This window comes from Microbacterium sp. B35-30 (assembly GCF_010634855.1).
GTDB lineage: Bacteria > Actinomycetota > Actinomycetes > Actinomycetales > Microbacteriaceae > Microbacterium.
Genome location: NZ_MWLQ01000018.1, coordinates 94754 through 120907 on the forward strand (window position 1 = coordinate 94754; position 26154 = coordinate 120907).

Annotated in this window: 27 protein-coding genes; 15 read left to right on the plus strand and 12 right to left on the minus strand. The window is 69.0% G+C overall.

Features of this window, described 5'->3' with window-relative positions; all coding sequences use genetic code 11:
• Positions 1-498: 498 nt before the first annotated feature.
• The 3 genes from B2K11_RS10445 to B2K11_RS10455 all read right to left on the minus strand — a co-directional run bounded on the left by B2K11_RS10445 (position 499) and on the right by B2K11_RS10455 (position 2575).
• On the minus strand, positions 499-1026 hold the full coding sequence (locus B2K11_RS10445) for a hypothetical protein (protein WP_163618218.1): 528 nt from the start codon (positions 1024-1026) through the stop codon (positions 499-501).
• 183 nt (positions 1027-1209) lie between these two features.
• Complete coding sequence (locus B2K11_RS10450; protein ID WP_163618219.1) at positions 1210-2010, minus strand: hypothetical protein; 801 nt, start codon at positions 2008-2010, stop codon at positions 1210-1212.
• Positions 2011-2122: 112 nt separating this feature from the next.
• Positions 2123-2575 carry a hypothetical protein gene (locus B2K11_RS10455; RefSeq protein WP_163618220.1) on the minus strand — a complete coding sequence of 151 codons (453 nt, stop codon included), beginning with the start codon at positions 2573-2575 and terminating at the stop codon, positions 2123-2125.
• A gap of 438 nt (positions 2576-3013) precedes the next feature.
• On the opposite strand from B2K11_RS10455, the gene B2K11_RS20640 reads away from it, so the two are divergent.
• Together B2K11_RS20640 and B2K11_RS10470 are read left to right on the plus strand one after the other, a co-directional pair.
• Complete coding sequence (locus B2K11_RS20640; protein ID WP_239525940.1) at positions 3014-4105, plus strand: DUF2510 domain-containing protein; 1092 nt, start codon at positions 3014-3016, stop codon at positions 4103-4105.
• 421 nt (positions 4106-4526) lie between these two features.
• Positions 4527-5306, plus strand: coding sequence for a class I SAM-dependent methyltransferase (locus tag B2K11_RS10470; RefSeq protein ID WP_163618221.1), 780 nt, complete (start codon positions 4527-4529; stop codon positions 5304-5306).
• A 183-nt stretch (positions 5307-5489) separates the two neighbouring features.
• Here the strand turns inward: B2K11_RS10470 and sulP are convergent, their stop codons facing one another.
• A complete protein-coding gene (sulP, locus tag B2K11_RS10475) occupies positions 5490-7367 on the minus strand; it encodes a sulfate permease (RefSeq protein WP_239525951.1) in 1878 nt (625 codons plus the stop codon).
• Between the two features lie 192 nt (positions 7368-7559).
• Here sulP and B2K11_RS10480 point away from each other — a divergent pair, with 192 nt between their 5' ends.
• The 6 genes from B2K11_RS10480 to B2K11_RS10505 all read left to right on the plus strand — a co-directional run bounded on the left by B2K11_RS10480 (position 7560) and on the right by B2K11_RS10505 (position 12344).
• Positions 7560-8237: a response regulator transcription factor gene (locus B2K11_RS10480; RefSeq protein ID WP_163618222.1), complete on the plus strand. Its 678-nt coding sequence runs from the start codon at positions 7560-7562 to the stop codon at positions 8235-8237.
• Positions 8230-9534: a HAMP domain-containing sensor histidine kinase gene (locus B2K11_RS10485; RefSeq protein WP_163618223.1), complete on the plus strand. Its 1305-nt coding sequence runs from the start codon at positions 8230-8232 to the stop codon at positions 9532-9534. Before B2K11_RS10480 ends, B2K11_RS10485 begins: the two co-directional genes overlap by 8 nt.
• Before the next feature lie 56 nt (positions 9535-9590).
• Positions 9591-10415 carry a hypothetical protein gene (locus B2K11_RS10490; RefSeq protein WP_163618224.1) on the plus strand — a complete coding sequence of 275 codons (825 nt, stop codon included), beginning with the start codon at positions 9591-9593 and terminating at the stop codon, positions 10413-10415.
• 175 nt (positions 10416-10590) lie between these two features.
• Entirely contained in the window at positions 10591-11037 is a 447-nt protein-coding gene (locus tag B2K11_RS10495) for a hypothetical protein (protein WP_163618225.1), read from the plus strand.
• 75 nt (positions 11038-11112) lie between these two features.
• Positions 11113-11472, plus strand: coding sequence for a hypothetical protein (locus B2K11_RS10500; RefSeq protein ID WP_163618226.1), 360 nt, complete (start codon positions 11113-11115; stop codon positions 11470-11472).
• Between the two features lie 137 nt (positions 11473-11609).
• Positions 11610-12344, plus strand: coding sequence for an aminoglycoside phosphotransferase family protein (locus tag B2K11_RS10505; protein WP_163618227.1), 735 nt, complete (start codon positions 11610-11612; stop codon positions 12342-12344).
• 171 nt (positions 12345-12515) lie between these two features.
• Here the strand turns inward: B2K11_RS10505 and B2K11_RS10510 are convergent, their stop codons facing one another.
• From B2K11_RS10510 to dinB, 3 genes are all read right to left on the minus strand, one after another.
• Positions 12516-12875, minus strand: coding sequence for a nitroreductase family deazaflavin-dependent oxidoreductase (locus tag B2K11_RS10510; RefSeq protein WP_163618228.1), 360 nt, complete (start codon positions 12873-12875; stop codon positions 12516-12518).
• A 512-nt stretch (positions 12876-13387) separates the two neighbouring features.
• Positions 13388-14278 (minus strand): zinc-ribbon domain-containing protein, encoded by an 891-nt coding sequence (locus B2K11_RS10515; protein WP_163618229.1) that lies wholly within the window; start codon positions 14276-14278, stop codon positions 13388-13390.
• A 28-nt stretch (positions 14279-14306) separates the two neighbouring features.
• Entirely contained in the window at positions 14307-15503 is a 1197-nt protein-coding gene (gene dinB, locus B2K11_RS10520) for a DNA polymerase IV (RefSeq protein ID WP_163618230.1), read from the minus strand.
• Positions 15504-15654: 151 nt separating this feature from the next.
• Between dinB and B2K11_RS10525 the strand changes: the two genes are divergently transcribed.
• Entirely contained in the window at positions 15655-15798 is a 144-nt protein-coding gene (locus B2K11_RS10525) for a hypothetical protein (RefSeq protein ID WP_163618231.1), read from the plus strand.
• A 91-nt stretch (positions 15799-15889) separates the two neighbouring features.
• On the opposite strand, the gene B2K11_RS10530 is transcribed toward B2K11_RS10525, so the two are convergent.
• From B2K11_RS10530 to B2K11_RS20460, 3 genes are all read right to left on the minus strand, one after another.
• Positions 15890-17182: a cytochrome P450 gene (locus tag B2K11_RS10530; RefSeq protein ID WP_163618232.1), complete on the minus strand. Its 1293-nt coding sequence runs from the start codon at positions 17180-17182 to the stop codon at positions 15890-15892.
• 13 nt (positions 17183-17195) lie between these two features.
• Positions 17196-17501 (minus strand): hypothetical protein, encoded by a 306-nt coding sequence (locus B2K11_RS10535; protein ID WP_163618233.1) that lies wholly within the window; start codon positions 17499-17501, stop codon positions 17196-17198.
• A 216-nt stretch (positions 17502-17717) separates the two neighbouring features.
• Complete coding sequence (locus B2K11_RS20460) at positions 17718-17891, minus strand: hypothetical protein (RefSeq protein WP_204260083.1); 174 nt, start codon at positions 17889-17891, stop codon at positions 17718-17720.
• Between the two features lie 215 nt (positions 17892-18106).
• Between B2K11_RS20460 and B2K11_RS10540 the strand changes: the two genes are divergently transcribed.
• Complete coding sequence (locus B2K11_RS10540; RefSeq protein WP_163618234.1) at positions 18107-19699, plus strand: L-serine ammonia-lyase, iron-sulfur-dependent, subunit alpha; 1593 nt, start codon at positions 18107-18109, stop codon at positions 19697-19699.
• Between the two features lie 215 nt (positions 19700-19914).
• A complete protein-coding gene (locus B2K11_RS10545; protein WP_163618235.1) occupies positions 19915-20370 on the plus strand; it encodes an Hsp20/alpha crystallin family protein in 456 nt (151 codons plus the stop codon).
• Positions 20371-20487: 117 nt separating this feature from the next.
• On the opposite strand, the gene B2K11_RS10550 is transcribed toward B2K11_RS10545, so the two are convergent.
• A complete protein-coding gene (locus tag B2K11_RS10550; RefSeq protein ID WP_163618236.1) occupies positions 20488-21072 on the minus strand; it encodes a thymidine kinase in 585 nt (194 codons plus the stop codon).
• A gap of 51 nt (positions 21073-21123) precedes the next feature.
• Between B2K11_RS10550 and B2K11_RS10555 the strand changes: the two genes are divergently transcribed.
• Genes B2K11_RS10555 through B2K11_RS10565 form a run of 3 tightly spaced genes read left to right on the plus strand, consistent with a single transcriptional unit; the run spans position 21124 to position 23725 of the window.
• Positions 21124-22119 (plus strand): DUF2804 domain-containing protein, encoded by a 996-nt coding sequence (locus B2K11_RS10555; RefSeq protein ID WP_163618237.1) that lies wholly within the window; start codon positions 21124-21126, stop codon positions 22117-22119.
• A 20-nt stretch (positions 22120-22139) separates the two neighbouring features.
• The gene (locus B2K11_RS10560; RefSeq protein ID WP_163618238.1) at positions 22140-22994 is read left to right on the plus strand and encodes an ABC transporter ATP-binding protein; all 855 of its coding nucleotides are present in this window, start codon (positions 22140-22142) and stop codon (positions 22992-22994) included.
• Positions 22991-23725 carry an ABC transporter permease gene (locus B2K11_RS10565; RefSeq protein ID WP_163618239.1) on the plus strand — a complete coding sequence of 245 codons (735 nt, stop codon included), beginning with the start codon at positions 22991-22993 and terminating at the stop codon, positions 23723-23725. The genes B2K11_RS10560 and B2K11_RS10565 overlap by 4 nt, the downstream gene beginning before the upstream one ends.
• A gap of 123 nt (positions 23726-23848) precedes the next feature.
• Here the strand turns inward: B2K11_RS10565 and B2K11_RS10570 are convergent, their stop codons facing one another.
• Positions 23849-24289, minus strand: coding sequence for a MarR family transcriptional regulator (locus B2K11_RS10570; RefSeq protein ID WP_163618240.1), 441 nt, complete (start codon positions 24287-24289; stop codon positions 23849-23851).
• Between the two features lie 42 nt (positions 24290-24331).
• Between B2K11_RS10570 and B2K11_RS10575 the strand changes: the two genes are divergently transcribed.
• Complete coding sequence (locus B2K11_RS10575; RefSeq protein WP_163618241.1) at positions 24332-26131, plus strand: DUF2207 domain-containing protein; 1800 nt, start codon at positions 24332-24334, stop codon at positions 26129-26131.
• Positions 26132-26154 lie beyond the last annotated feature (23 nt).

The window sequence follows — 26154 nt, forward strand, 5'->3', positions numbered from 1 at the left end:
ACCTGATGTCTGCGAGAGAGACGCGGCCAGCTGACTTTCAGGCGGTCGTGAACGGACTCCGGTGGCACTCAGCTGCGGACTTGACATCAGCTTGGTCGCTCCTAACTGCCTGGCTCGCGGTTGTTGCGATCTTGCTCGCTGCACTGGCCGAACCATTTGGCGTGTGGGCGCTGTGGACGTCGATAGGACTTGCTGCGGGCTTCACCGTCATGCTCGCGCGGATTGGCACCATCGCAGTCTGTCGACCACACTGACCGTAAGCGCCATGCGTCGTTGTGGTTGGCTGTAGTCGAAGCTGCCCCTCCTCGGCGACGACGGTTCGGGCGAACGTAGTCCCCCAACACAACCGATGTTGCTCGGTGGCAGATCAAGGCGGTGTAGGCGCGCGCCCGCCCTCTACCTACCTCTTCGGGGCATTGCACGATAGGGATCGCGACGGTGCCCTCGCGTTTCTCACCAATCGCTCCGCCGGGGCAACTCGAGGTCCACGGGACGCGCTTACGTGATCGGCCAGAGGCCTTTCCCGGGCTCATGGCGACCCGTGCGGGCAAGCCACTTTCCGAAGTCGGCCAGCTCCGTGTTCTGTGCGCGCCGAGTGCTCGACTCTTCTCCCCATCGGCCTATGACCGGAATCACATAGTCCAGATAGTCCGCTGCAAACATGAGCCAGGTCTTGTCCTGATGGAAGTGTGACTCACAGTCCTGTTCAGGCTCACGGTCCGCGAGACCCAACCCCACCGCACATGCGACGGCCTCACGAACGCTTTGTTCGAGATGGCCCCAACCCGACGGCGTACGAGACCGCTCGGTCTGGAGCGCGTGGATGGCGACCGTGAAAGTGGACTTCCACTCGGAGACATCACTGCTGTTGCTCAGTTGTGCCATGAGGCGCCGCAGGGGTAGGAGAGCGGTTTGCAGCAGACCCGCGCTCGCACGCCGATGGGCCCAGCGAGTCTGGCTTTCCGTCATCCGGCCAGCGATGATCGCTCCGGAGATCGAGCCGGCCGCCGACAGGGCATCAGTCATGGATCCTCCTTTACGAGATCATCGCGCTAACCCACGACATCGCGCCAGGGACAGACGGGCTGTCTTCTGACGATCACCCCGCCAGCGATGCCGTCCGGCAAGTGAGCGGGTTGGGAACGCATTCGAGCCGAATGCCCGCAGGCGGCCCCTCTTCCACCCGGCGCCCGCACGAGGATCGTTGGGTTATGTGAACGGGTCGTAGTCCTCCTGGTCCGCAAGCGCGAGGATGTGCTGCAGCTCCGCGTCGGGGTCGAGTGTCTTGCCGGCGAGAATGAGCATCAGCTGCTCCAGCGGCCAGGCGACGAGCCTCCCGTACCTCGCGGCGTAGATTCCGACGTCGGCGACGCGGCCGTACCGCTCCTCCGGCTCGCCTCGGCTGAGGAGCCAATAGAGGACGATCTGGTAGATGTCGCGGGCGGTGGGCAACAGAGCGAAGACGCCAGCGGAGTTCGCCTTGGCTCGGGACGACTTGAGGTCCAGGAGCAGCCCGTCCGTGATGAAGTCCGCTTCGGCCATGAGGGTGTCGTTGCTGAGCCAGGGGTTCAAGTGCACGGTCTGACCCAGCCACGGGTACAGCTCGACGGCTGCGATGGAGTCGAGCTGCCGGACCTCGTCGAGTCCTGCCTGCGGGATGACCTCGTGCAGACGCGCGAGCGTCTCCTCGACGCCGGACGAGTCCTGGACGGCCGCGGCCACCGGGCTGTACAGATACGACTGAACGGACCGGATGGAATTCACGAGCAGCCCGAGGATCCACAGCGCGCGGAGGATGTCGTCGCTGCGGTCCCCGGACTTCACACCGGCCGCGGCACGCTCGATGACGACAGCGGCAAGCTCGGCCTGTTCGCGACGCCACAGCATCGACGGCGCCGGGTCGAGCGGCACACGGTCCGGTTGGACGGTCAGGGTGACCAGCATGTCGAACGCGGACCCCTCCGGACCGCCGTCCCTGCTGGTGCCCGGTGTGAAGCGGATGGGGCACACGCGTCACGGATGCTGCGGCGCAACGGAAGGGTGTTCGGGTACGTCGCCGCCATGTACCGGGACAGGTGAGTCTTGCCGGTCAGCAGGCCGGTCAGCGTCGGACGCATCGGGCTCAGTTGTCGACCTTGAAGCCCGCGTCCACGCAGTACTCCATGATCTCGAGGTTGCCCGCCTTGTAGTCGTCGGTGCTGAACGTCAGCGACCCGCCACCGACTTCGACAACCTCCTGCACCTGGTAGATGGGGTCGGTGAACTTCGCCAGCGGCACGTTCGCGTCCGCGGGCGCGACTGCCTTCATCTCCTCCGCCCACGCGTAGTAGTCGTCGTGGGTGGCCTGATCGAACTCGCCGTTGGCGATAGCCAGGACGTAGTCGGGGTACTCGAAGAGCTTCTGCGACATCAGCTCGCACAGCACGAGCGCGTCAGCCTCCGCGGTCGGCGTGGGCGTGGGCTTCTCTTCCTCGGCGGCCGGCGTCGTCGTCGGCCCTTCCTCCTCGGCGGCGGGCGAGGACGCACACCCGGTGAGGGCCAAGGCCAGGGCGACAACGAGTGCGGCGCGCTTCATGGCCACACTGTATCCACACGGTCGACATGTCGGGCATCCCGCGGTGGAGGCGCAGCCGATGTCCACGAGCATCGGCAATCCCGCAACTCGCGTCCACTGACATGAAGCATTCCCCGGGGAATCCATCTCCTCCGCCCTCGTCGCGCCTATGTCGCCGGAAGTCTCCCGCGCCGCGAGATCGATGGCCTGACGCGGCGCTCCTCGATGAGATGCCCGCGTGTGGTGACAGCCAATTACCGGTGCCAGGACTCTAGACCTGACCGCGGACGACGTAGGCGATCCCTCAACTCACTCGCCGCGGATCTGGCTGAAACCTGAGCGAAAGTCGCGGGTTTGATGAGGACCTTCTCATAAACTCCCGCTAGCTCGCCTTTGCCCGGCGAGCACTCGTGTACTGGGGTCACGGCGTCGAACGTGCCCTTTCGTGGAAGGAACACCTTGACCGATTCGACCCCTACATCCGCACCCGCAGGATGGTTCCCTGCAGGCGTTGAAGGCCAGGAGCGCTACTGGGACGGCACGTCGTGGACCGACCAGGTTCGTCCTGTCGGGGGCATCGCCACCGCGACTGGCGCCGTTCCCGCCCCGCCGACCGCCCCCGCACCCGAGAAGAAACCTCGCAACATCCTCGGAATCGTCGCCCTCGCGGTGGCCGTCGTCGGATTCATCTTCGCCTGCATTCCCGGCGCTCTGATTGTCGGGTGGATTCTCCTGCCGATCAGCTTCATCCTTGGCATCATCGCCCTGTTCCAAAAGGACAAGCCCAAGTGGCAGGGCCTGACCGCAATCATCGTCTCCGTGGTCGGCACGATCGTCGGCGTGATCGTGTTCATGTCGCTGGCTGCCGGCGCCGTCAGCGACGCCATCGACGACACCGTCACCGAGGAGGTCGGCACCTCCGACGTCGTCGACGAGGAGACGTCGGCCGACGAGGGACCGGCGGTCGAAGAGGAACCGGCGGTCGCCGACGCCGAGGATCTGGTGCTGGGGGAAACCGCGTTCGGCGTGGACACCGAGAGCGGCATGGGCTGGTACGCCGTGGAGGTCACCAACCCGAACGCGGACTACATCTTCGCCGGCGCCGGCATCGACGTGGAGGCCTACGACGCGAACGGCGTGCTGATTGACACCGACAGCACGTACGGCACCATCCTGTCGGGCACCTCGTGGTATGTCGGGGACTTCTTCGACATCGGCTCGGCGCAGATCGACCACATTGAGGTGCGCGGGCCTACCGCGGACGCGGCGACTCACTCTCCTGCCGCCGAGACGGGATCTTTCACCCTCGGCGAGGTGAACACCGGCTCCGAGTACGACTACATGACCGTCAACGGCACCGTCACCAGTAACTTCTCCGAGGACCAGGACATGGTTCGCATCGATCTGATCGCCCGCGACGGCGGCGGGAAGATCGTCGGCGTCGACTACACCTTCACCGACCGCGTGCCCTCCGGCGGCACGGCGGCGTGGAACGTCGAGTTCTGGAAGGTGCCGCTGGACAGCAAGGTCGAGGCCTACCCTCACCTCTGATCATCTAACCAACGACGTGACCCAACCAAGGTCGCGACACAAGGGGGCGCCTCCGGGCGCTCCCTTATCGTTTTCGGCTCTGGCACACACAACACAGTGAAGCGCGAAGGGCGCCACTCATTGTGCACGTGCCCGCTGGGGGATGGATAACGTGCGTCCTGCCGACTCGCACAACTCGTTCGTCCGAGTCGTAAGAGGCGTCAGCGACGGCCCCCAGTAGGTCGTCGTTTGGTGAGTCGATTGCGCTGGTCTTTGCCGGCAAGCCTGGTGGGCTCGCACTCGTTGCTGCCGTAGAAGTGCGGGCGATCGTTGAGCATCATGCGTGGCGGGTTCGCGGAGCCTACGGAGGACTGTGATTCATGGACGCGAGGTCGGGCGGCGGCTGATGGCCCGCCCGGGAGTCAAGCGATAGTGTGCCGCCATGGGCGAACTCCCGGAACACGTCGCGGTCAACCGTGAGTACTGGGACAGCATGGCTCATGAGTGGGTCGCGGCGGGTGAACGATCCTGGGCACAGGCAGAACCCACGTGGGGCGAATGGGGCATCCCGGAGAACAGGCTCCGGCTGCTTCCCGACGACATGACCGGGTTGCAGGCGATCGAACTGGGCTGTGGCACGGCCTACGTGTCTGCCTGGATGGCGCGCAGGGGCGCGTCGGTCACAGGGATCGACAATTCGGCCGAGCAGCTACGCACTGCCCGGCGACTCTCACAGCAACACTCCGTCGTTCTCGAACTCATCCACGGCAACGCGGAGGAGGTCGCCAAACCCGACGACTCCTTCGACTTCGCGATCAGCGAATACGGCGCGGCAATCTGGGCCGACCCGTACAGGTGGATACCGGAAGCGCACCGCCTGCTGCGGCCGGGAGGGACGCTGGTGTTCCTCGGCAATCACGTGTTCGTGGGCCTGTGCTCGCCCGTCGACGGGTCGTACCCGATCACCCGCCGGCTCGAGCGGCCCTACTTCGGCAGCCATCGCCTGGACTGGCGAGAAGCAGCAGATGACCCCGGCGGCATCGAATTCACCCTGACCTTCTCGGAATGGATCAAGCTGTTCCGTGCCACCGGGTTCGAGATCATCGATCTGACCGAGATCCAGGCTCCTGCCGATGCCACGGGGTTGCGATCAGGCGTCACCGCAGAGTGGGCACGAGAGTTCCCCCAGGAGCATGTCTGGACACTTCGCAAAGAACTCTGACCCAGAATCGCTCGTTCACCATCGGCTGCCGAACGGCGTCCCGCTTCATCAAGACCCTCAAGGTCAGGATCAACAGTGCTACTAGCGAGGACCACATAGCGCTCGCCACCGTCGCGTCCATCGGGAGCACTCCCAGGGCGGGTATGGGTGCCCGAGAGATTGACGACGACGCGCTGTCACGCGTCAGAGTCCGCTCTCTCTCGACTGGTCGTCTGCGCTCTGGGACCGTTGCGCCTCGACCGCGCGGTGGACATTGCCGTGGAGGTGGTCGGCGCCGATGCGATCGAGGATGCCCTGGGCTTCTAGCACGGGGATGACTTGTGGTTTGATTCGCGCCAGCCGCAGCGTCACGCCCTCCGCTTCGGCTAGGTCGACGAGCTCGGTGAGTTTCGCTGCGCCCTGCGAGTCGACGAAGGCGACGCCTTCCAGATCGATCACCAGCGCCGCGAGGGGCGGGTCCGCGGAGATCGTTTCGCGGATGCGCTCGTCGAACGCCTCGGCGGTGGCGAAGAACAGTCCGCCGTCCAGACGGATCACTGCGATACCGGGGAAGATCTCATCGGCAGGGTTGAGGTCGATGTCGCGGAAGACCTGGGTGCCGGGCTCGCGGCCGAGCAGAGGCATGGCCGGCCGTGTCGATACGTAGATCAGCCACCCGAGCGACAATGCGATGCCGATGATGATCCCGAAGAGAACGCCCGCCGAGAGCACACCCACGAGGGCCGCCACAGCAATCCAGAAATCGAACCTGGACACACGCCGCAACCGGGCGAACTCCTTGAGGTCGATCATCCCGAACACGACTGCGTCGATGATGATGGCTCCCAGCACCGCCTTGGGCAGCTCCGAGAAGAGAGGAGCGAGGAAAAGCAGTGTCAGGATCACCAGCCCTCCCGTGGTCAGCGACGCCACGGGGGTGCGCGCACCGGCGGAGTCATTGAGTGAGCTGGCCGACAGACTCGTCGAGACCGGCATCCCCTGGACGAGACCGGCGCCGACGTTGGCCATCCCCTGAGCGACCGCCTCCTGGTTCGCATCGACGCGGTAATGGTGCCGGGTCGCGAAGGAACGGGCGTCGCCTGCCGTCTGCGAGAACCCGATCAGCAGCAGCGCCAACGCCGCGATCACGATCTCAGGTACGTTCTGCAGCACGATGTCGAGGCTCGGCAGTTGCGGGACCGGCAGCCCGCTCGGCACGGCGCCGACCAGCGCCACGCCTCGCGCGCCGAGATCGAGCAGGGACGATGCCAGCAGGCCGCCGACAACCAGCACCAGCGCACCGGGTGCCTTCGGCGCCCAGAACCGCAGAGCCAAGATCACCGCCAGGGCCGCCGTACCCACAATCAAAGTCGGAAGGTGGATGGCACCCAGGCCGACGATCCACGACGCGAACTCCCGCCAGACGTTGTCGCCCTCGCCCGAGGTGCCCGTCAACTTGGGCAGCTCGCCGACGACCACGTCGACCGCGGCCCCGGCCAGGAACCCGGTGACCACGGCCCTCGAAAGGAACTGCGCAATCCACCCCATTCGAAACAGCGCCAGAAGCAGCAACAGGATGCCGGTCACCAGCGTGATCGCCGCGACGAGCTGTGCCGCATCGCCGCCGGTGACACCGGTCACGATCACCGCACCGCCCGCGACCGTCGCCAACGCGGAGCTCGGACCGGTGGAGATCTGACGTGACGTGCAGAAGAGCGCATAGATGATCGCGCCGGCCGCCGCTGCGTAGAGGCCGTTCTGAACCGGCACGCCGGCGATCTCGGCATAGCCCAGGTTCTTCGGCACGATCATCGCGACGACGGCTACTCCCGCGATGATGTCGGCGCGCAGCCACCGCGGCTGATAGCGCGGCAACCAGTGCAGGATCGGAAGAAAGCCTCCGGAACCGCTCTTCTTGCTTGTCCGCACAGTTGCCTCCGACCATCGGCGCATACGGCTGGCCTTCCGGTGAGCGCGACACGCGCTTGGCCGACACCGCGGACCGGTGTTCCGGGTATCGCCCCGAGGGCAAGCTGCGTCGCGGAAGAACGCGACGTAGTCTCCCCGGAACCGATTATGCACCCGGCGCAATGCCCCCGGCCGGATGGATTTCCCGTGAGGGGCTCTTTCTGTATCCGGGCGCCAGTTCCGATCACTCCCGCGCGTGTCTGCCGCGGTGACAGTCAGCTGTCCGCCCGCTGACCCTGCTGGGTGAGCGTCGAAGAGCGCCGCGCTTCAGGCGGGATTCAGCCGGCGCGGGCCAGACTGGGGCCGATGCGAATTCTCGTGGTGGATGATGAGGTGCGCCTCGCCGACGGCATCCGTCGCGGACTCGAGGCGGAGGGCTTCGGGGTGGACGTCGCCCACAACGGTGTGGACGGGCTGTGGCGTGCCCGGGAGACCGCGTACGACGCCATCGTGCTCGACCTGATGATGCCTGGTATGAGCGGGTGGAAGGTCTGCGAGGCGCTGAGGGCGGAGGAGAACTGGACGCCGGTGCTCATGCTCACGGCGAAGGACGGCGAGTGGGACCAGATCGAGGCGCTCGAGACCGGCGCTGACGACTACGTGACGAAGCCCTTCTCATTCGCCGTGCTCGTCGCCCGTCTGCGTGCGCTGATCCGCCGGGGCGGTGTCGAGCGGCCGACGGTGCTCGAGGCGGGCGACCTGCGGCTCGACCCCGGTGCCCGCACTGTGCGGCGCGGCGATACCGATGTCGACCTCACGTCACGGGAGTTCTCCGTGCTCGAGCACCTCATGCGCCACCGCGGGCAGGTGATCTCCAAGCGCGACCTCATCGCCGGCGTCTGGAACGACGACTTCGAGGGGGACCCGAACATCGTCGAGGTCTACGTCGGTCACCTGCGGCGCAAGGTCGACCGGCCCTTCGGCCGAGCGGCGATCGAGACGATCCGCGGTGCGGGCTACCGTCTGGCGGCCGACGGTGGCTGAGCCGCATCGTCGTTCGCTGCGGACCCGCATCACCGCGGCCTCGACGCTGGTCGTCGCCGCCGCGCTGGTGGTGGGGGCGCTGGCGTTCTACGGCATCCTGTCCGTCAGCATCCATGAGGCCAGCGTGCGTGCTGCCGAGACGCGCGCCGAGCAGCTCGCGGCCCGGATCGACGCCGAAGGACCGGCGGTGGTGACCGAGCTCGACGACGACATCGCGCAGGTGCTCGACGAGGGCGGGCGTGTCGTCGCCACGTCCGAGGAAGCCGACAGCGGCGACCTGCCCGACAGCGACGGCACGCCCGTGATCGCGTACGACGACGAACCGATGGTCGTCGTGCGCGAAGACCTGGACGACGGCGGCGCGCTGCTCCTGGCAGTGTCGGTCGAGGACGACCAGAGCACCCTCGCAACCGTCGCGGTGCTGCTCGCCGTCGCCGTCATCGCCGTCGTCGCACTCGTCGCCGCCATCACGTGGTGGGTGGTCGGACGTGCTCTCCGCCCGGTGGAGCGCATCCGTGCAGAGGTCGACGACATCTCCGCCGATCGCCTCGACCGGCGCGTCGCCGTACCGGCTTCGGGCGACGAGATCGCCGCGCTCGCCGGCACGATGAATCGAATGCTGGGCCGGTTGGATGCCGCCGCGGCTGCGCAGCGCCGATTCGTATCGGATGCCTCGCACGAGCTGCGATCCCCGCTCGCGACGATCCGCCAGCACGCCGAGCTGGCGCAACTGCACCCGGACGCGACATCCATCGACGATCTTGCCGGGGTGGTCCACGACGAAGGACTGCGGATGCAGGAGCTCGTCGACGCGCTGCTGCTGCTGACCCGGCTCGACGAGAGTCCGGTGATCCACCAGGAGGCCGTCGACCTCGACGACCTCGCCTTCGCGGAGATCACGCGGCTCCGCGCCAGGGGTGTGGAGGGCGATGGGTCCGGCATCCATGCCGCGCGGGTGCGCGGTGACGTCCGCCTGCTGGGCCGTCTCGTGCGTAATCTCGCCGACAACGCGGCGCGTCACGCGCGGTCGGCTGTCGCGATCGGGGTGCTCGAGCGTGACGGGCAGGTGCTGCTGACCGTGGATGACGACGGCCCGGGCGTTCCGGCGGCAGAGCGCGAGCGCATCTTCGAGCGCTTCGTGCGGCTCGACGAGGCGCGTGCACGCGACGCCGGAGGCAGCGGGCTGGGCCTTGCGATCGTCCGTGCGATCGCGGAGGCCGAGGGCGGCAGCGTGAGCGTCGAGGACTCGCCGCTCGGCGGCGCGCGGTTCTCGGTCGTGCTTCCCGCGGCATCCTGAACGCGGCTTCAGCATGCTTCAGGCCTGCTTCAGCGACCGGTCGGCACCATCGGAGCATGGATGACAAGAACAGCACCCCCGAGACTTCCCCCGCCCGCCCCGCCGACGCCGAGCAGATCGAGGTGGTCGCCGCGACTCCGGCGCCTGCCCCGGGCGAGCAGGCCGACGCGGTTGCGGGCGTGCACACGGCGGCTCCCGCCCCGAAGCGGCGCCGCAACCGCGGCCTGCTGATCGTCGGCGGCGCAGTGCTCGCGGCGGCCGTCCTCGGCGGTGGGGGCGTCGCCGTCGGCGCCGCGATCGCCGACGAGGTCGACGATGACGACACCACGTCGTCGGTGTCGGGCGACCGGGACGTAGACTCCCGCGACGACGACGACTCGAGCGATGAGGACTCGGGCGACGACGACTCGAGCGATGACGGCACCAGCGATGACGGCACCAGCGGCGACCTGTCTGATCTCGGCACCGACTCCGCCGACGACCTCGTCGCGATGATCGACGCCGCATCCGCCGCCGGTGAGGGCGAGCCGGTGTCGATCGATCTGAAGCGGGACGGCGGCGCCGAGGTGACGCTCGAGGCTGAGGATGGCGCCGAGATCGAGGTGCGCGTCGACGCCTCGGGCGAGGCATCCGTCACGTCCACCGAGTCCGCGGAGTCCGACGACACCGCGCCTCAGAACGTCCTCGACGCCGACGCGATCGCGGCGATCGTGGATGCGGCGCTCGCCGAAGCCGACGGGCGCATCGTCGAGATCGAGGCCGACGACGACAGCACTTCGCCGTGGGACGTCACGGTGCTGACCGAGGCCGGAGAGTTCGTCGAGATCGACCTGGACGCCGAGTTCGCGGTGGTTGCCGCTGGGGTCGAGACCGACGACTGAGCACCGCATGAGACACAGCGGCCGCCAGACCACATGGGTCGGGCGGCCGCCCGTTCGTTGCTCCGACTCAGCTGCCGTCGCGAAGGGTGAGAAGTGGGCCGAGCGGAGCCGAGTTCCGGCCACCGGCGGGCGGCGAAGGCGTCGGGGCGTCGGGGGTCGTCGGTAGGGTCCTCGTGTGATCGAGATCGCGCGAGCCGAGCTGTCCTCCACCGTTTCCCCGGAGCGATTCGTCGCGCGCTGGCGGGACCTTGCGACGCATCCGGAGTGGGCCGCCGGAATGGAGTACCTGAGACTCGATGAGCCGTTCGCTGTGGGGGCAAGGGGTGTGCTGAAGGTACGCGGTGGGCACGAGGCGCCCTTCGTCGTGGCGGAGTACGTCGACGGTCGTCTGTACGCCGATACCACGATCCTCGACGGTGCCGAGCTCACCGTGCACCACTCCGCCGTGCCATCCGAGTCCGGGTCGGCGCTCGTGCTGCGCGCGTGGCTCACTGGTGCACGTGCGGCTGAGTACGCCGACCAGATGCGCGACGACGTCCAGCGCAGCCTGGACGCCGACCTCGCGGCGCTCGCACGGATGCTGGAGTCCGAGAACGAGGCGACTGCCCGCGGTCTCGAGTAGGCCGTCGCACGCGGCGGGCGCCCCAGATCGCGCCCCACGCTGCCCGTTCGAGAAGCGGGTGGATATCGTTGCGCCATGCCATCGGTAACGGACTGGATCTCGAGTATCGGCTCGCTGGTGGGTGCGCTGACAGGTGTAGGCGCATTGATCGTTGCGGTGCTGAGCTACCGGAAGTCGAACAAGGCTCTGGCTGCCGACGCGCAGACGAGAGGCGCCGTCGGCTCGACCTTGGAAGCAATCGAGGCACTCGGGCAGGCGGGGCAGTTCGATGCGATGTTGGACGCGGCGCTCGAGCGCCGTGCCGACGCCGAGACGCACGACGTGGTCGCCGAGGGGGGCTACATCATCAGGCGTGAGCGACCGGGCGGCAGAGAGGAAAGGGACGCGTACCTGGTAGCACTGGAGAATGCACGGCGAGAGCTGGATCTCACCTAGTGGCCGAGCCGTGCGCTCGCCAGGGGACTTCACGCCGAAGGGCTTTGCACGGTTACCTACTGTCGAACGTCCTGTCGCAGTCGCATAGCGACGCTCACAGCGAGAGCATGCTGTCGGGCCCGCCCTACGGTGGGGTGATGGACGAGCAGGTTCTCACCGGGGGCAATTCCAACGCTGTAGTGCGGGTTGGAGAAACGGTGCGTCGGCCTGCTGGGCCCTGGACTCCGGCCGTTCATTCGCTGCTGCGTGCGCTACGAGCGGCAGGCGTGCACGAAGTGCCTGAGCCGTTGGGCTTCGACGAAAAGGGCCGCGAGGTCCTCTTCTTCCTTCCCGGCGAGGTCGGGAACTACCCACTTCCCGACTGGCTCTGGGCGCCGGCGATTCTGGAGGGCGCCGGCAGACTGCTGCGCCGGGTGCATGACGCCAGCGCTCCGCTCATCGACCAAGACCTCGTGTGGAGGCTGCCGTCCCACGAGCCCATCGAGGTCATCTGTCACAACGACGTCGCCCCCTACAACATGACGTTCATCAGTGGCCGGGTTGCCGGCCTGTTCGACTTCGACATGGCCTCACCCGGACCCCGGATCTGGGATCTGGCCTACCTCGCATACCGACTGGCACCGCTGGGCGAGGACGCAGGTATAGACACCTCCGACGACGAGCGCCTGGCTCGTATGGATCGTCTGATCGATGCGTACGGAATGCCGTTCCCGCGCGCCGAGGTGCTGCGTACGGTCGCGGCGCGCCTCTTGGACCTGGCGACTTACACCGACGGCCGAATACAGGAGACGAAGAACCCGGACTTCGCCGCCCACGCAGCCATGTATCGGCGTGACGCCGTTCGCGCCGACGTTCTCGCACTCCGGGCCTAGCCTCGCAATCTCGTAGGCCGATCGCGAGTGAGGAGAGCCGGTGGAAGACCTCGAACTGCGGGAGTGGAGGGTTGCCGCCCCATCTGACAGTCTCGCGCCATAACGGACGGCCATGAGAAGGGGAAAGCGCTGAACGCTCTCCTTGAGCGCACCAACGACGGGTGGGGCGGGTCAGTTGTGCGAACGCCGGAGGAGGATCGCGGCCGGCATCTGCTTCACGACGGGGCGGAACAATCGCTCGGCCAGGGCTTCGGCCTCGGCGGGTTCGATGATGCGAGGCGAAGTCGTCGAGTGCACGGCGCCCTTCCAGGTGAGGTCTGCGCTCCCCGCGGCGACGACGTTTGCTGCCCAGTTCGTCCTCGGTCCCCACGGCAGACCGATCAGGACAACGTTCGGATCCAACGTCGGCACCACTGCGACCGGGGTCGCATAGTCTGTCCCGCTTTTGCGTCCACGGTGGTGGACGACCGCGAACAGCGGGAACGCGCGTCGCCCGGCCAAGGCTTTCGCGATCGGTTCGGTCGCCTTCACGAGACTCCGCGGCGGGCCGGAACCGCCCTTCCCCGCACGCCCCGCCCGCAGACCCCGGAGACCCCTGCCTCCAGCCAGCACATCGCCGAAGTGATACGAGACCGCGATCGCCATGGCGACGGCACCGACGGCTGCTCCGACGGCTTCGGCCGGTGAGCGAACACCGCGACGCAGGAGCAGCACGCCTGCGATCGCGTTCGCCGCGCTCCAGCCGACATTGACCGGTGGAGATGACATCCCCACACCCGGAGGATCGCCGAACGGGCTGGGGAACGGCCGACCCTGAACACCGCTCACGCCGTGCGGAACGGCGTTGACCAGCAACGCGGCACCGACTCCGCTCCGAACGACCGTCAAGATCGACACGCGCCCACCCTATGACGAATCCGCAGCCGGATCATCCGCTCGTCGGAGCGCGCGCCCACGTGGATTCTCCGACAGACGCCCGCAGCCGGGTGTTCACGCCGCAGCTTCATGGATGTGAACAACCGATAGAGCGCACGCGGCGGGTGTCACCAGGCGAGGTACGGGTCGACGAGCAGCGGACCGCGGATGTCCCGCAGCGTGTCGACGAGGCGGTCGAGCCCCTTCCGGTTCCAGGTCGCCAGCTGCAGGTCGTGGCGGCCGAGTGGTTCGAGCTTGCCGGTGCGGATCCGGACGACCTCCCACTTCGCCGCGCGCAGCGCGCGGTCCTTGCGACGGTCGGCGTCCTCGCGCTTGCCGACGTGCTCGAGGCCGTGCCGGCCGGTGCTGTCGTACTCGATGGCGACGCGCAGTTCGGGAAGCAGGATGTCGGGCCACACCTCCACGTGATCGAAGAACGGTCGCGCGACCCGTACCGCGTTGAACCCCGGCGTCACCGAAAGGCGTGCGAACAGGTCGGCGCGCAGCTGGGCTTCGATCGCCGACGCAGGCTTCGGCGCACACTCCGAGTGGAACGGCTCGCCGACGGGCAGGTCGGGCGTCTTCGCGCACACGCGCTGCTTCCGCTTCGGCATCCTCTGCCGGAGAACGGCACGGTCGACCGGGTTCGCGATCGCGGCGGGCACCGGGGCGCCGGGTGCCGTGACCACCTCCCGCATCGGGAGAGCCCGGGCGGGCCGGGCGAGGTCCGCGCAGTCCGGACACCAGGCGGAGCGGCGGCGCTCGCGGCCGGGGCGGTTGCGCTGTTCGTCGGGGGTGGCCGCGAACTTGTGGCCCGCTTCGCATTGCCACAGCAGCAGCACGTCGGCGGCTGGGGGGACCTGGCTCAGGACGATGCCGGCGTTGAGCTCGGGGTGATACTGGCGGATGAGCGCGGAAAACGGCGCCCACGCGTCCCGGTAGCTCCCGACCGGGTACGGAACCGCCGCGCCCTTGGAGAACTGGCGGCGGGCCCACCACAATTCGACACGCTCCGCCATGCCAGCAGGGTATTCGCGGCCGGCGACATCACTCGTGCTCCGGCAGCAGCGGCGTCGACCAGCCTGGATCGCGACCGAGCTGCGCGGCTCGTGAGACCGACGTCGCACCGAAGCGATCGCGCACGGCATCAAGCACGGTGTCGAGGCGCTCGCCGTCCTCCCAGTCGATGGGCAGCTCGGGCGGGATGCTGTCGGCGCGCCCCAGCTGCGACAGCGAGATGCCGATCAAAGTGATGCCGCGTTCGGCGATCTCCGGCTGCGCGGACGCGAGCAGCGAGCGTGCGACGCCGAGCAGCACCGAGGTGCGGTCCGTCGGGAAGCGCACCGTGCGCGAGCGAGTGGCCTTCGCGTAGTCGCCGTACCGGAGGCGCAGCACGACCGTGCGGCAGACCCGGTCGCGCTCGCGCAGGCGGCGCGCAAGCCGGTCGACGATCTGCGTGAGGAAGAGGTCGAGCTCTTCGGCCGAGCGAGGGTGGTTGCCCAGGGCGCGTTGAGAGCCGATCGACCCCCGGCGGCGCGTCGTGTCGACCGGGCGCGGGTCCCGCAGGCGGGCCAGCGCATGCAGGTGCGCGCCGGCCGCCCTCCCGAGCAGCCTCTCGGCGGTCGCCGCTTCGAGCTCGGCCAACTCGCCGACGGTATGGATGCCGAGCCGGTGCAGCTTCTCGGCGGTCACCGCGCCGACTCCCCACAGCCGTTCGACGGGCAGCGGAAGCAGGAACGCCTGCTCCCGCTCCGGCTCGACCACCAACAGCCCGTCGGGCTTGCTCACCGCGCTGGCGACCTTGGCGAGGAACTTGGTGCGGGCCACCCCGACCGAGATCGCGAGTCCGACCTCGGCGCGCACCCGCGCACGCAGTCCCACCGCGATCTGCTCGGGCGAGCCCGCGATGCGCCGGAGCCCGCCGACCTCGAGAAACGCCTCGTCGATGGAGAGACCTTCGACGAGCGGGGTCGTGTCCCGGAAGATCGCGAACACGTCGCGACTGGCCGCAGAGTAGGCGTCCATTCGCGGCGGGACGATCACGGCATCCGGGCAGAGCTCGCGTGCCTGCCGGCCGCCCATCGCGGTGCGCACGCCGCGGGCCTTCGCCTCGTAGCTCGCCGCCAGCACCACGCCGCCGCCCACGATGACCGGCCGGCCGCGCAGCGCGGGCGCGTCACGCTGCTCGACCGAGGCGTAGAAGGCGTCCAGATCGGCGTGCAGCACGGTCGCCTCGCCCCGCATCCCGCCCTCCCCGCCGATCGTCCGTCGTGCGGATCATCGCACCAACCGGCGACACCACAACTCGTGGGGCAGGTCAAGCCCCAAGACGGTCGCGGGCGCAGCGGATATCCCTGTTCCAGAGACAAACCGCCACTGCTTGAGGTGAGCAGCCATGATCACATTCGAATCCGCTCTCCGCTCCATCGGAGCCACCCTGAGGAAGCTCTTCGACCGCCGGCGCCCGCGGCGAACCACCTGGAAGGCGACGCTGGCCGACGTCCGCCGCGCTGAAGATCATCACTTCCCGATCACCTGAATACCCCCGCGGGGCGCCGCCCGGACGCCGCGCGGTGCGTCAGTCGTCGGTCGGGTCGGTGATCACGCCGGGGCGGATGCCTCACCCGCCGTCAGTGGACCGGGCAGCGTGACGGCGTTCCGCTCGCCCGCACGCGCGCTCCCGACTTCGGCATCGTGGGAAGCCGGCGGCGGTTCACGGTGAGGCCGGAGTCCAGAACGGTCAGCCCCGGGTCGCTCAGCACGGCGATCGCCGTCGCGAGGCCGGAGATCGCGATCTTCTCGCCCGGGCAGCGGTGGCCGGTCGCCACGTCGCCGCCGCCGTGCGGGATGAAGGCTGTCAGCGCCTCATAGTCTTCGACGCCGCGAAAGCGCTCGGGGTCGAAAGTGGCCGCGTTCTCCCATGAACGCGCGTCTGTGTCGGTGCCGAGGATGTCGAGCATCACGCGCCCGCCGGCGGAGAGGTGCTGCCCGTCGAGTTCGACATCCTGGGTCGCCCATCCGGGGAGCATCGGCACGAAGGGTGCGGTGCGCCGGATCTCCTGGGCGAACGTGATCGCGAGCGGACCTCCCACCAGGGTCTTCCGCTCCGACGTCTCGGCGGAGATGCGCTCCCGCCATTCGGGCCGGTCGTGCAGCTCCTTCGCGGCGAAGGCGACGAAGCGTGCGACGGCGATCGTCGGGCGGATCGTGTTCTGAAGCTCGACTCCGGCGACCTGCGCGGGCAGCAGTTCGCCGGCGGGATCGCGGTGCCAGGCCCAGGAATGAAGGGCCGTGCCCTCCCGGGCGGCGAGATCACCGGCGCGCACCGCGTCGATGAGGCGCCGCGCATGCCGGTCCGACCAGATTCGATTGCCGACCGCCGCGAGGTAGGCGGGTGAGTAGGGCGCACCGAAGCCGTCGACGATCTGCGCCAGGCGCGCCGACCAGCGGGTCTTCGCCGCGGGCGTGCCCGGCAGTCCGGCCCACGTCATGATCGCCCGACCCAGCGCGCCGACGGCCGCGTCGTAGGCCGTGCGGTCGCCGTCGTCCAGCCATGCGTCGAGTTCGTGACGCCACTCCCGCTCGAGCAGCGGCTGCAGGCGTTCGACCTCGGCATCCTCGTAGGCGACGTCCACGAACGTCGCCTTCCGGTGGCGGTGCTCGTCGCCGTCGAGACTGTGCACCGCACCGTGTCCGAACAGCGTCTCCTGCACGATCGCGGGCATCGCACCGTGGCGGGCGATCCGCGTCTCGTCGTAGAACAGCTCCACCGCCGCCGTGCCTCGCACGAGGAGGGCGTCCCGGCCCAGCAATCGCAGGGGGGCGGATCTCGCGCCGTCGCGGACGCGCCGCCAGACGCGCTCGCCGAAGTCGTAGCCGTGGACGAGGACGGAGAGCGACTCGTCGGCGAGCGGACGCCTCATCGCGGCGGCCGCATCAGCGGCGCTCGGGCTTCATCGGCGGACGATGCGGGATCGGTATCGGCCGGGTGGTGCCCGAGCTGCGGCGACCGTGGCGGATCAGGTCGCGCAGCACCGCGTCGGCGGTGCCGTAGCGGGTGGGCAGACCGACCGGGTGCAGCCAGAGCACGTCGACGCCTTCCAGTGGGGCCTGGCTGACGCAGGCGACGAGGCTTCTGGCGTCGGTCGTGGGGAGATGCGCGTCGCGGATGATCCACGTCGACTGATCCACGCGCTGCAGGTCGTACCGTCGTCCTGTCGGACGAGCCTGGGGTTCGAGCATCACCATCGTTCGCTCACCTCTCTAGTCCGGTGGCCGACCACGGCGATGCGGATATCGCTGTTCTCATTTCGGTGCCTCCACGCTGATGCAGCGAGTCGATTCTCACCGAGGACGAGCCAGGCGCTATCGGGGTTGACAAACGACGCCCAGGGCCTACGGAACCGGACCGGAGTCTCCCGCGGGCGACGATCGCCCCGCTGTCCGCACCGCGGTGGGCTACTCCCGGCGGTCGCTGTCGATCCGCTGCGCCGCGATGGGAAGGGCCACCGCCAGTGAGATGCACAGCACTCCGGCGACGAACACCAGGGCGGGCAGGAAGGGGGCCGCGAAGGCCGAGCCCACCAGGTACATGCCGCCCAGGAGCAGGATGAGGTAAAGAACGAAGAGCATCGCGCACCCTCTCTCGTGCCGCCTCCGTCGCGTCCGCGCGGGGCTGTTAACTGCCTATCGCACCATCGCCGGACGCGCCAGGGGCAGCGATCGATCCGCCGGCGCAGCGCGCGCGTCACATTGCACCGCAGATTCGCGCGGGTCGAGGCATCCTGCCGCTCACGACTCGGTAACGGGATGCAGATCGCACCGGCCACGGCGTTAGCCTGGTGGCGATGAACGCCTACGTCTCGGCGTTCGAGCTGTTCTCCATCGGCGTAGGACCCTCGAGCTCCCACACGGTCGGACCCATGCGGGCCGCCCACGACTTCGTCGTCCGCCTGCGCGAGACCGGCGTGCTGCCCCACGTCGGACGGGTGACCTGCACCCTTTACGGCTCGCTCGGCGCCACCGGCATCGGCCACGGCACGCCGGATGCGGTCGTCGCCGGACTGCGAGGGCTCGAGCCCGAGACGGTGGACCCGGATGCCGTGCGCTCGGCGTGGAGCGCCTGGCCCGACGGGCAGTCGCTCGAGCTCGCCGGCGTCCAGGCCGTGCGCTTCGAACGCGGCGACGTCGTCTTCGCACCGCGCACGCGGCTCCCCGGCCACCCGAACGCCATGACGCTCGAAGCGTGGGCCTCGCCCGCCGATGGGCCGGATCGCGCGGTGACGGCGGCAGGCGTGCGCGTGACCGGATCGTCGTCGGTGACGGCTGTCGCCCCTGCTACGGATGCCGGACTCCTCGCCCGCGAGACCTACTACTCCGTCGGCGGCGGATTCATCCGCCGTGAGGGCGACCCGTCGACGGGCGCCGGCGCGGGCGCGGGCGCGTTTCCCCTCGATTTCTCGAGCGCCGAGGAGCTGCTGGCGCTGTGCGATGAGCGCGGCATCACCATCGCCGAGGCGGCACGCCTCAACGAGGAGGCCCGACGACCCGACGAGCAGATCGCCGCAGGCCTGGACGCCATCTGGGATGCGATGGCGGCGTGCGTCGAGGCGGGCCTCGACTCGGGTGGCGTGCTTCCCGGGATGCTCGGCGTCAAGCGCCGTGCGGCCTCGATCCGCGCGCAGCTCGAGGCTGCGGAGGCCGACGGCCGTCGTGAGCTGCCGGGGGAGTGGCTGGGTGCTTTCGCGCTCGCCGTCAACGAAGAGAACGCCGCGGGCGGCCGGGTCGTCACCGCACCCACCAACGGCGCTGCCGGCATCGTGCCCGCGGTGGCCATGTACTGGTGGCGTTTCCTCGCCGACTCCGGGCTCGGTGCGGGCAACGCGGTCACCCCGTACGGCGAGCTCGTGGGCAGTGCGCTGCTCGGGTACCCCGGCCGCGGCTCGGATGCTGCCGAGCCGGCCCAGTGGAACGACGAGCAGAGGGCTGAGGCGAACCGTCGCCGCGGCATCCGTCGCTTCCTCCTCACGGCGACCGCGCTGGGTTCGCTGTTCAAGGCCAACGCGTCGATCTCGGGAGCCGAGGGCGGATGCCAGGCCGAGGTCGGCTCGGCCTGCGCGATGGCGGCCGGGGGACTGACCGCGGTCATGGGCGGAACGAACCGGCAGATCGAGAACGCGGCCGAGATCGCGATGGAGCACCACCTCGGGCTGACATGCGACCCGGTCGGCGGCCTCGTGCAGATCCCGTGCATCGAGCGAAACGCGATCGCGGCATCGACAGCGGTGACGGCCGCCCGGCTGGCGCTGCGCGGCGACGGGTCGCACTACGTCTCGCTGGACGCGGTGGTCGAGACCATGCGGCAGACCGGCATCGACATGTCGCACAAGTACAAGGAGACGAGCGAGGGCGGTCTCGCGGTCAACGTCATCGAGTGCTGACAACCGTTTGGGCGTTTCGTCTCGCTTCGCTCGCTCGACGACCGGTCGTTGAGCGAGCGAGGAACGTGGTCGTTGAGCGAGCTTACGCAGAGACGAAACCGGGCCGTGTTCGTTCTGAGCGAACGCTCCGACTCCTAGCACTCTCCTATGCCGAGTGCTAATCTGTATGTAGTTGAGCCGGGTGGGCTCAACTCCAAGACAGAGAGGAGATTCCCATGGCCACCTATGACCCGTTCCGCGACCTCGACCGCCTGGCGTCGAGTCTCTTCGAGCAGCGGCGCGGCCCACGGCGGATGCCGATGGACCTGTACCGCGACGGCGACCACTACGTGCTGACCGCCGACCTGCCCGGCATCGACCCGGGCTCGGTCGACATCGACGTCGACGGCCAGCTGCTGACGATCCGCGCCGAGCGCACGCTGCACAGCGGCGATGACGTCAAGTGGATCACCCGCGAGCGCGAGGCTGCCAGCTTCCTGCGCCAGCTCAACCTCGGCCAGGGCATCGACACCGAGCGCATCTCGGCCAACTACAACAACGGCGTGCTGAGTGTGACGATCCCGGTGAGCGAGAAGGCCAAGCCGCGCAAGATCGAGGTGATGTCCGAGGGCGGTGCGCCGACGATCCAGGCGCACGAGTCCGACGACGCTCCGCAGCCGATCGAGCAGTAGTCGCGCGCGGTTCCGAAGAGAGCAGCTCCGCCGAGAACAGCTCCGCAGAGAGCAGTTCCGCAGAGAACGACGGATGCCTCGTCCCGGCCGGGACGAGGCATCCGTCGTTCTGCGAGGTCAGGACTTCGTGGCGCCCGTGAAGTGGCGGCGGCAGCGCGCCTGATACGACTCGATCCCACCGATCTGCTCGGTCGTCGGCGTGAGCGGGTCGCCGGCACCGCTGGACGTGAGCCGCTGATGGAACGCGGCATCCTCTCCGCACACCGCGCACACGGCCGTGAGCTTGAGCACGTCCTCGGCGATCGCCATGAGCGCCGGCAGCGGCTCGAAGGGTCGACCGTCGAACGTGACGCAGAGGCCCGAGACCACGACATCCACCCCCTCGGCGACCAGAGCACCCACGGCGGCGACGAGGCCCGGCCCGAAGAACTGCGCCTCGTCGATCGCGACGAGGTCGAGTTCGCGGCCCTGAACCGCAGCGACCAGCGTCTCGACGTCGGGCACCGACCGCGACGGCACGCTGAGTCCGGAGTGGGAGCTCACCTGTCCCTCGCCGCGGCGATGGTCCAGCGCATGACTGACGACGTCGACCGACAGGCCGGCGATGCGCGCGCGACGGACGCGACGCAGCAGCTCTTCGGACTTGCCCGCGAACATGGGACCGGCGACGACCTGCAGCCTCGCCTGGGTGCGCGTGTGCATGGCGCCCAGACTACGTCCGCCTAGGATCGAACGACCCTGGAAGGAGCCGCGATGACCGAGCGCGAGCTGACCGCCCCCGTGGCGCTGACCCGGCCGAACGGTCGCGTCAACCCGGACGCGATCGGCTGGGCGCGCCAGCCCCTCGTCGACACGTCGGGCATCGGGCGCGGCCGCGGGCGCAACAAGCGGTGGGAGTACTGGAACGTCACCACGCCGACGCACATCCTCGCGCTCACGGTGTCGTCGATCGACTACGCCGCCGTGCACGAGGTGTGGGTGTTCGACCGGGCGACCGAGCGCACGTGGGGCAAGGGGGCGACCGTCATCCCGGCGCGGGACTTCGAGCTGCCCACCGGCGTCGAGAGCGGTCCCGCCCGCGCACGCGCGAAGGACCTCGAGATCGAGGTCCTTGCCGAGGAGGGCGGCACACGGCTGCGCGCCCGGATTCCGGATGCCTCGTTCGACGTCTTCGCCTCGCTGCCTGCCGACCACGAGCGCCTGGCCGTCGTGGTGCCGTGGAGCGCAACGCGCTTCCAGTACACCGTCAAGGACGTCGCGCGTCCTGCCTCGGGATCAGTGACCGTGGACGGCATCACGCACGACGTGCCGGCAGGGGATTCGTGGGCGGTGCTGGACCACGGTCGGGGGCGCTGGCCCTACGACATCCGCTGGAACTGGGGCGCGGGCTCCGGGACCTCGGGCGGGCGCGCCATCGGCATCCAGGTGGGCGGCCGCTGGACAGAGGGCACGGGCTCCACCGAGAACGCCGTGCTGGTCGACGGGCGGCTGCACAAGATCCACGACGAGCTGGAGTGGGACTACGACATCGCCGAGTGGCGCAGACCGTGGCGCCTCACCGGCGGCGGGCTCGCAGCATCCTTCACGCCCTTCTACGACAAGGTGACCCGCACGAATCTCGGCGTGGTCGCCTCGCGCACCGACCAGTGCTTCGGTCATTGGGCGGGCACCTTCGCCGTGCCCGGCGGCGACGTCGTGAGGTTCGACGGCATCCTGGGCTGGGCAGAGGAGGTCCACAACCGCTGGTGACGCGGGTCTAACCTGAGCGCATGGATGCCGTCAGCGTGCGTGATCTCCATGTGCGGCGCGGGAAGACCGAGGTCTTCACGGCGCTCGACCTCGACATCCCGCGCGGGCAGATCACCGGGCTGATGGGGCCGTCCGGGTGCGGCAAGACGACGCTGATGCGCGCGATCGTGGGCGTGCAGAAGATCGCGGGCGGCACCGTGACAGTGCTCGGCGAGCCGGGCGGGTCGAGCGTGCTGCGGCGGCGGGTGGCGTACGACACGCAGGCGGCGTCGGTGTACGGCGACCTCACGATCGAGCAGAACCTGCGGTACTTCGCGCGCCTCGTCGGCGCGCCGCGCAGCGACGTCGACCGGGTCATCGAGCAGGTGGGGCTCGCCGACCAGCGCGATCAGACCATCGACTCCCTGAGCGGCGGGCAGGAGAGCCGCGTCTCGCTCGCGGTCGCGATGCTCGGTGCCCCCGAACTGCTCGTCCTCGACGAGCCGACGGTGGGGCTCGACCCGGTGCTGCGCGCCGAGCTGTGGGAGGTCTTCCGCGCTCTCGCGGACGCGGGCGCGACGCTCGTCGTCTCGAGCCACGTCATGGACGAGGCGCTGCGCTGCGACCGCCTCGTGCTCATGCGGGTGGGTCGTGTCGTCGCCGACACGACGCCGGCGGGCCTGCTCGCAGACACCGGGACGACGGATCCGGATGCCGCGTTCCTCGCGCTCATCGAACGCGACGCCCTTCGACAAGCTCAGGGACCGGACGGGGCTCAGGGACCGGACGGGGCTCAGGAACCGCACCCGCTCACCCGCCGCGAGGCGCGGGAGCAGGCGCAGCATCCTCACGTGCCTGCGCAGGAGCCCCCCACGGATCAGGGGAGCGGCTCGTGAACGGCATGCTCACCTTCGCGACCGCCGGGCGGGTGCTCCGCCAGCTCAGCCACGACCCGCGTTCGATCGCCCTGATGCTTGTCGCGCCGAGCATCCTCGTCGGGCTGTTCGCGTGGCTGTTCAGCGAACAGGAGGGCGTGTTCGACCAGTTCGGCGGTCCGATCCTCGCGCTCTTCCCCTTCATCGTGATGTTCCTCATCACCTCCATCACGACGCTCCGCGAGCGCCGGTCGGGCACCCTCGAGCGGCTCATGACGACCCCGATCGCCAAGGCCGACTTCATCCTCGGCTACGGTCTCGCGTTCGCCCTGATGGCGACGCTGCAGGCCGTCATCACCGTCACCTTCGCGGTGTGGGTGTGCGGGCTCGATGTCGACGGACCGCTGTGGCAGCTGGGCCTGGTGGCCGTCGTCGATGCGATCCTCGGCAGCGCGCTGGGACTCCTCGCCAGCGCCTTCGCGCGGACCGAGTTCCAGGCCGTGCAGTTCATGCCGCTGATCGTGTTCCCGCAGATCATCCTCGGCGGCCTGTTCATGCCGCGCGAAGACATGCCCGAGGCGCTGTACCAGATCTCGAAGGTGCTGCCCCTGAGCTATGCCATCGACACGATCAACGCGGTGACCGCGGGCGACGAGGGGTGGGATGTCTTCGGACCGCTCCTCGTGGTGGTCGCCTTCGCCGCGGGAGCGCTGATCCTCGCGTCGCTCACGCTCCGGCGGCGCACTCCGTGAGGAGGCCGGAGCCACCGGTCGTTGAGCGGGCGAGGACGAGCGAGACGAAACGCAGCGAGCCGACGTGCGACGCCGGCTGGGGCGTTTCGTCTCGCCGCGCTCGCTCAACGACCGAGCTGGGAGTCAGCAGTCGGGCTGCGGCTTGCGGAGCTTGGCAGTGAGCTCGCGCAGCTGAGCGAGCTCCTCGTCGGACAGCAGCGACATCCGCTCGGCGATGGCCCGGCCGTGCGCACTGGCGATGCGGCGGAACAGCGACGCCCCGGCATCCGTCGCGTGCACGAGCGCCCCGCGACCGTCGTCGGGGTCCGCGCATTTGGTGAGCAGCCCACGCGCCACCATGCGGTCGACGAGACGCGACACACTGGGCTGGCTGATGAGCATGTTGGCGGTCACGTCGCGGAGGCGCGCGGTGAGATCGTCGGAGCGCGTGACGGTGAGGAGGACGTCGTACTCGGCCTGGCTCAGCATCTCGTCGTCGAAGTCGCCGTTGATGTCGCCGAACACCTCGTGCTGGGCACGGAAGAGGCTCTCCCAGGCGTCGATGGCGAGACGGCGGTCGGTCATACCGTCAAGAGTAGGGCAGGCTGCGGACCCTAGGCTGGCGGCATGTCGTCATCCTCCATCGCGTCGTGGCGCTCGCGTCGTCTCGGCGTCGTGGGCCTGCTGCTCGCTCTTTTCGCGGGCCTGCTGCTCACGGTCGTCGTCGCTCCTCCCGCCCGTGCGGATGTCGAGGACTTCTCGTTCGAGAGCCTCGATGTCGAGTACCAGCTGGGCCGCGCGGAGGACGGCACGAGCACGCTCACCGTCGTGGAGACATTCGTCGCGATCTTCCCCGAGTTCGACCAGAACCGCGGCATGCGCCGCGCCATCCCCGACAGCTACCAGGGTGCGCCGCTCGACCCGCAGCTGGTCTCTCTCACCGACGAGAACGGTGCACCGCGCGAGGCCGAGACCGAGACGGAGGACGGACTCTTCCTGATGACCTCGCGTGCCGGCGACTTCGTCCACGGCCGCCAGACCTACGTGTTCACCTACACGCTCGAGAACGTCACGCGGTACTTCGCCGACACCGGGTCGGACGAGTTCTACTGGGATGTGAACGGCACGGCGTGGCCGCAGCCGTTCGGGCGCGTCACCGCCCGCGTCACGATGTCCGACGAGCTGGATGCCGCGCGCACCGGTGGTCTGGCCTGCTACGCGGGCTACCAGGACGACACCCGCAGGTGCGACGTCTCGGAGGTCGACGGTGCGGTCGCGGCATCCGTCTCGGACGTGCAGCCGTACCAGACGATGACCATTGCGATCGGGTTCGAGCCCGAGACCTTCACCGAATTCGACACGTCGTACCTCGCCTCGCCGTGGGGCTGGCTGCAGGGACTGGTGGCGTTGCTGGGCCTCGGCACCGCGGTGATCCTCGCGGCCCGCACGCGCGCGCGGCACCTCCCGGACGAACCCGGCCGGCCCGTGATCATCGCCGAGTTCACCCCGCCGCGCGGCATCGACGCGCTCGAGAGCGCGGTGCTCCTCGGTCACACGACGAAGGCGATCCCCGCCGAGGTGCTCGAGCAGGCCGTGGTGGGCAGCATCCGCATCGAAGAGGGCCCGGCGAAGATGTTCGGCGGCACCCGTCTGAAGGCCGTGCTCGTCGACCCGTCGCTGGCAGACGGAGATGGACGGATGCTGCTTCCCGGCCTCTTCCCGAACGGCGTAGCGGGCGAGGAGTTCGAGTTCGGGCGCACCGACACCCGGTTCTCGTCGACGGCGCAGACGGTGCTCAAGGCGGCGACATCGGAACTGTCGACGCGCGGACTCCGCCGGACCGTCCCGGCGAGTGCGAGAGCGTGGCCGGTGGCGATCGCGATCGTCTCGGCGGTGCTGGTGCTGCTGTTCGGCATCGCGGCGATGGTGGCCTGGGTGACGCCGCTCGTGCCCATCCTGCTGATCGTGGGTGCCTTCGTCGTGGTCGTGGTCGTGGGCGGAATGGTGTCGCGCAAGCCGCTTACCGCCGCCGGCGCCGAAGTGCGCGACCACCTGCACGGCCTGAAGCAGTTCATCGAATGGGCGGAGGCTGACCGCATCCGCATGCTGCAGTCGCCGCAGGGCGCCGAGCGGGTGCCGGTCGACATCTCCGACCCGCGGGTGAAGCTGAAGCTGTACGAGAAGCTCCTGCCGTACGCGGTCGTGTTCGGCCAGGAGAAGAAGTGGGCCGACGAGCTCGCCGTGCTCTACGGCGAAGGCAACTCACCCGGCTGGTACGCGGGCTCGACGGGGTTCAACGCCGCGGCGTTCTCGGCCGGCATCTCGACGCTGTCGTCGTCGGCCTCGGCGTCCTCGTCGTCGGGCGGTTCGTCGGGCGGCGGCTCCGCCGGCGGTGGTGGTGGCGGCGGAGGCGGCGGCGGCGTGTGACGCCTGCCGGTTCCTGAGGTCGT

Coding starts and splice junctions, on each gene's coding strand:
- B2K11_RS10445 (WP_163618218.1), bottom strand. CDS start 1,026: ATGACTGATGCCCTGTCGGCGGCCGGCTCGATCTCCGGAGCGATCATC.
- B2K11_RS10455 (WP_163618220.1), bottom strand. CDS start 2,575: ATGAAGCGCGCCGCACTCGTTGTCGCCCTGGCCTTGGCCCTCACCGGG.
- B2K11_RS10470 (WP_163618221.1), top strand. CDS start 4,527: ATGGGCGAACTCCCGGAACACGTCGCGGTCAACCGTGAGTACTGGGAC.
- B2K11_RS10480 (WP_163618222.1), top strand. CDS start 7,560: ATGCGAATTCTCGTGGTGGATGATGAGGTGCGCCTCGCCGACGGCATC.
- B2K11_RS10490 (WP_163618224.1), top strand. CDS start 9,591: ATGGATGACAAGAACAGCACCCCCGAGACTTCCCCCGCCCGCCCCGCC.
- B2K11_RS10500 (WP_163618226.1), top strand. CDS start 11,113: ATGCCATCGGTAACGGACTGGATCTCGAGTATCGGCTCGCTGGTGGGT.
- B2K11_RS10505 (WP_163618227.1), top strand. CDS start 11,610: ATGGACGAGCAGGTTCTCACCGGGGGCAATTCCAACGCTGTAGTGCGG.
- B2K11_RS10515 (WP_163618229.1), bottom strand. CDS start 14,278: ATGGCGGAGCGTGTCGAATTGTGGTGGGCCCGCCGCCAGTTCTCCAAG.
- dinB (WP_163618230.1), bottom strand. CDS start 15,503: ATGCGGGGCGAGGCGACCGTGCTGCACGCCGATCTGGACGCCTTCTAC.
- B2K11_RS10525 (WP_163618231.1), top strand. CDS start 15,655: ATGATCACATTCGAATCCGCTCTCCGCTCCATCGGAGCCACCCTGAGG.
- B2K11_RS10530 (WP_163618232.1), bottom strand. CDS start 17,182: ATGAGGCGTCCGCTCGCCGACGAGTCGCTCTCCGTCCTCGTCCACGGC.
- B2K11_RS10535 (WP_163618233.1), bottom strand. CDS start 17,501: ATGCTCGAACCCCAGGCTCGTCCGACAGGACGACGGTACGACCTGCAG.
- B2K11_RS20460 (WP_204260083.1), bottom strand. CDS start 17,891: ATGCTCTTCGTTCTTTACCTCATCCTGCTCCTGGGCGGCATGTACCTG.
- B2K11_RS10540 (WP_163618234.1), top strand. CDS start 18,107: ATGAACGCCTACGTCTCGGCGTTCGAGCTGTTCTCCATCGGCGTAGGA.
- B2K11_RS10545 (WP_163618235.1), top strand. CDS start 19,915: ATGGCCACCTATGACCCGTTCCGCGACCTCGACCGCCTGGCGTCGAGT.
- B2K11_RS10550 (WP_163618236.1), bottom strand. CDS start 21,072: ATGCACACGCGCACCCAGGCGAGGCTGCAGGTCGTCGCCGGTCCCATG.
- B2K11_RS10555 (WP_163618237.1), top strand. CDS start 21,124: ATGACCGAGCGCGAGCTGACCGCCCCCGTGGCGCTGACCCGGCCGAAC.
- B2K11_RS10560 (WP_163618238.1), top strand. CDS start 22,140: ATGGATGCCGTCAGCGTGCGTGATCTCCATGTGCGGCGCGGGAAGACC.
- B2K11_RS10570 (WP_163618240.1), bottom strand. CDS start 24,289: ATGACCGACCGCCGTCTCGCCATCGACGCCTGGGAGAGCCTCTTCCGT.
- B2K11_RS10575 (WP_163618241.1), top strand. CDS start 24,332: ATGTCGTCATCCTCCATCGCGTCGTGGCGCTCGCGTCGTCTCGGCGTC.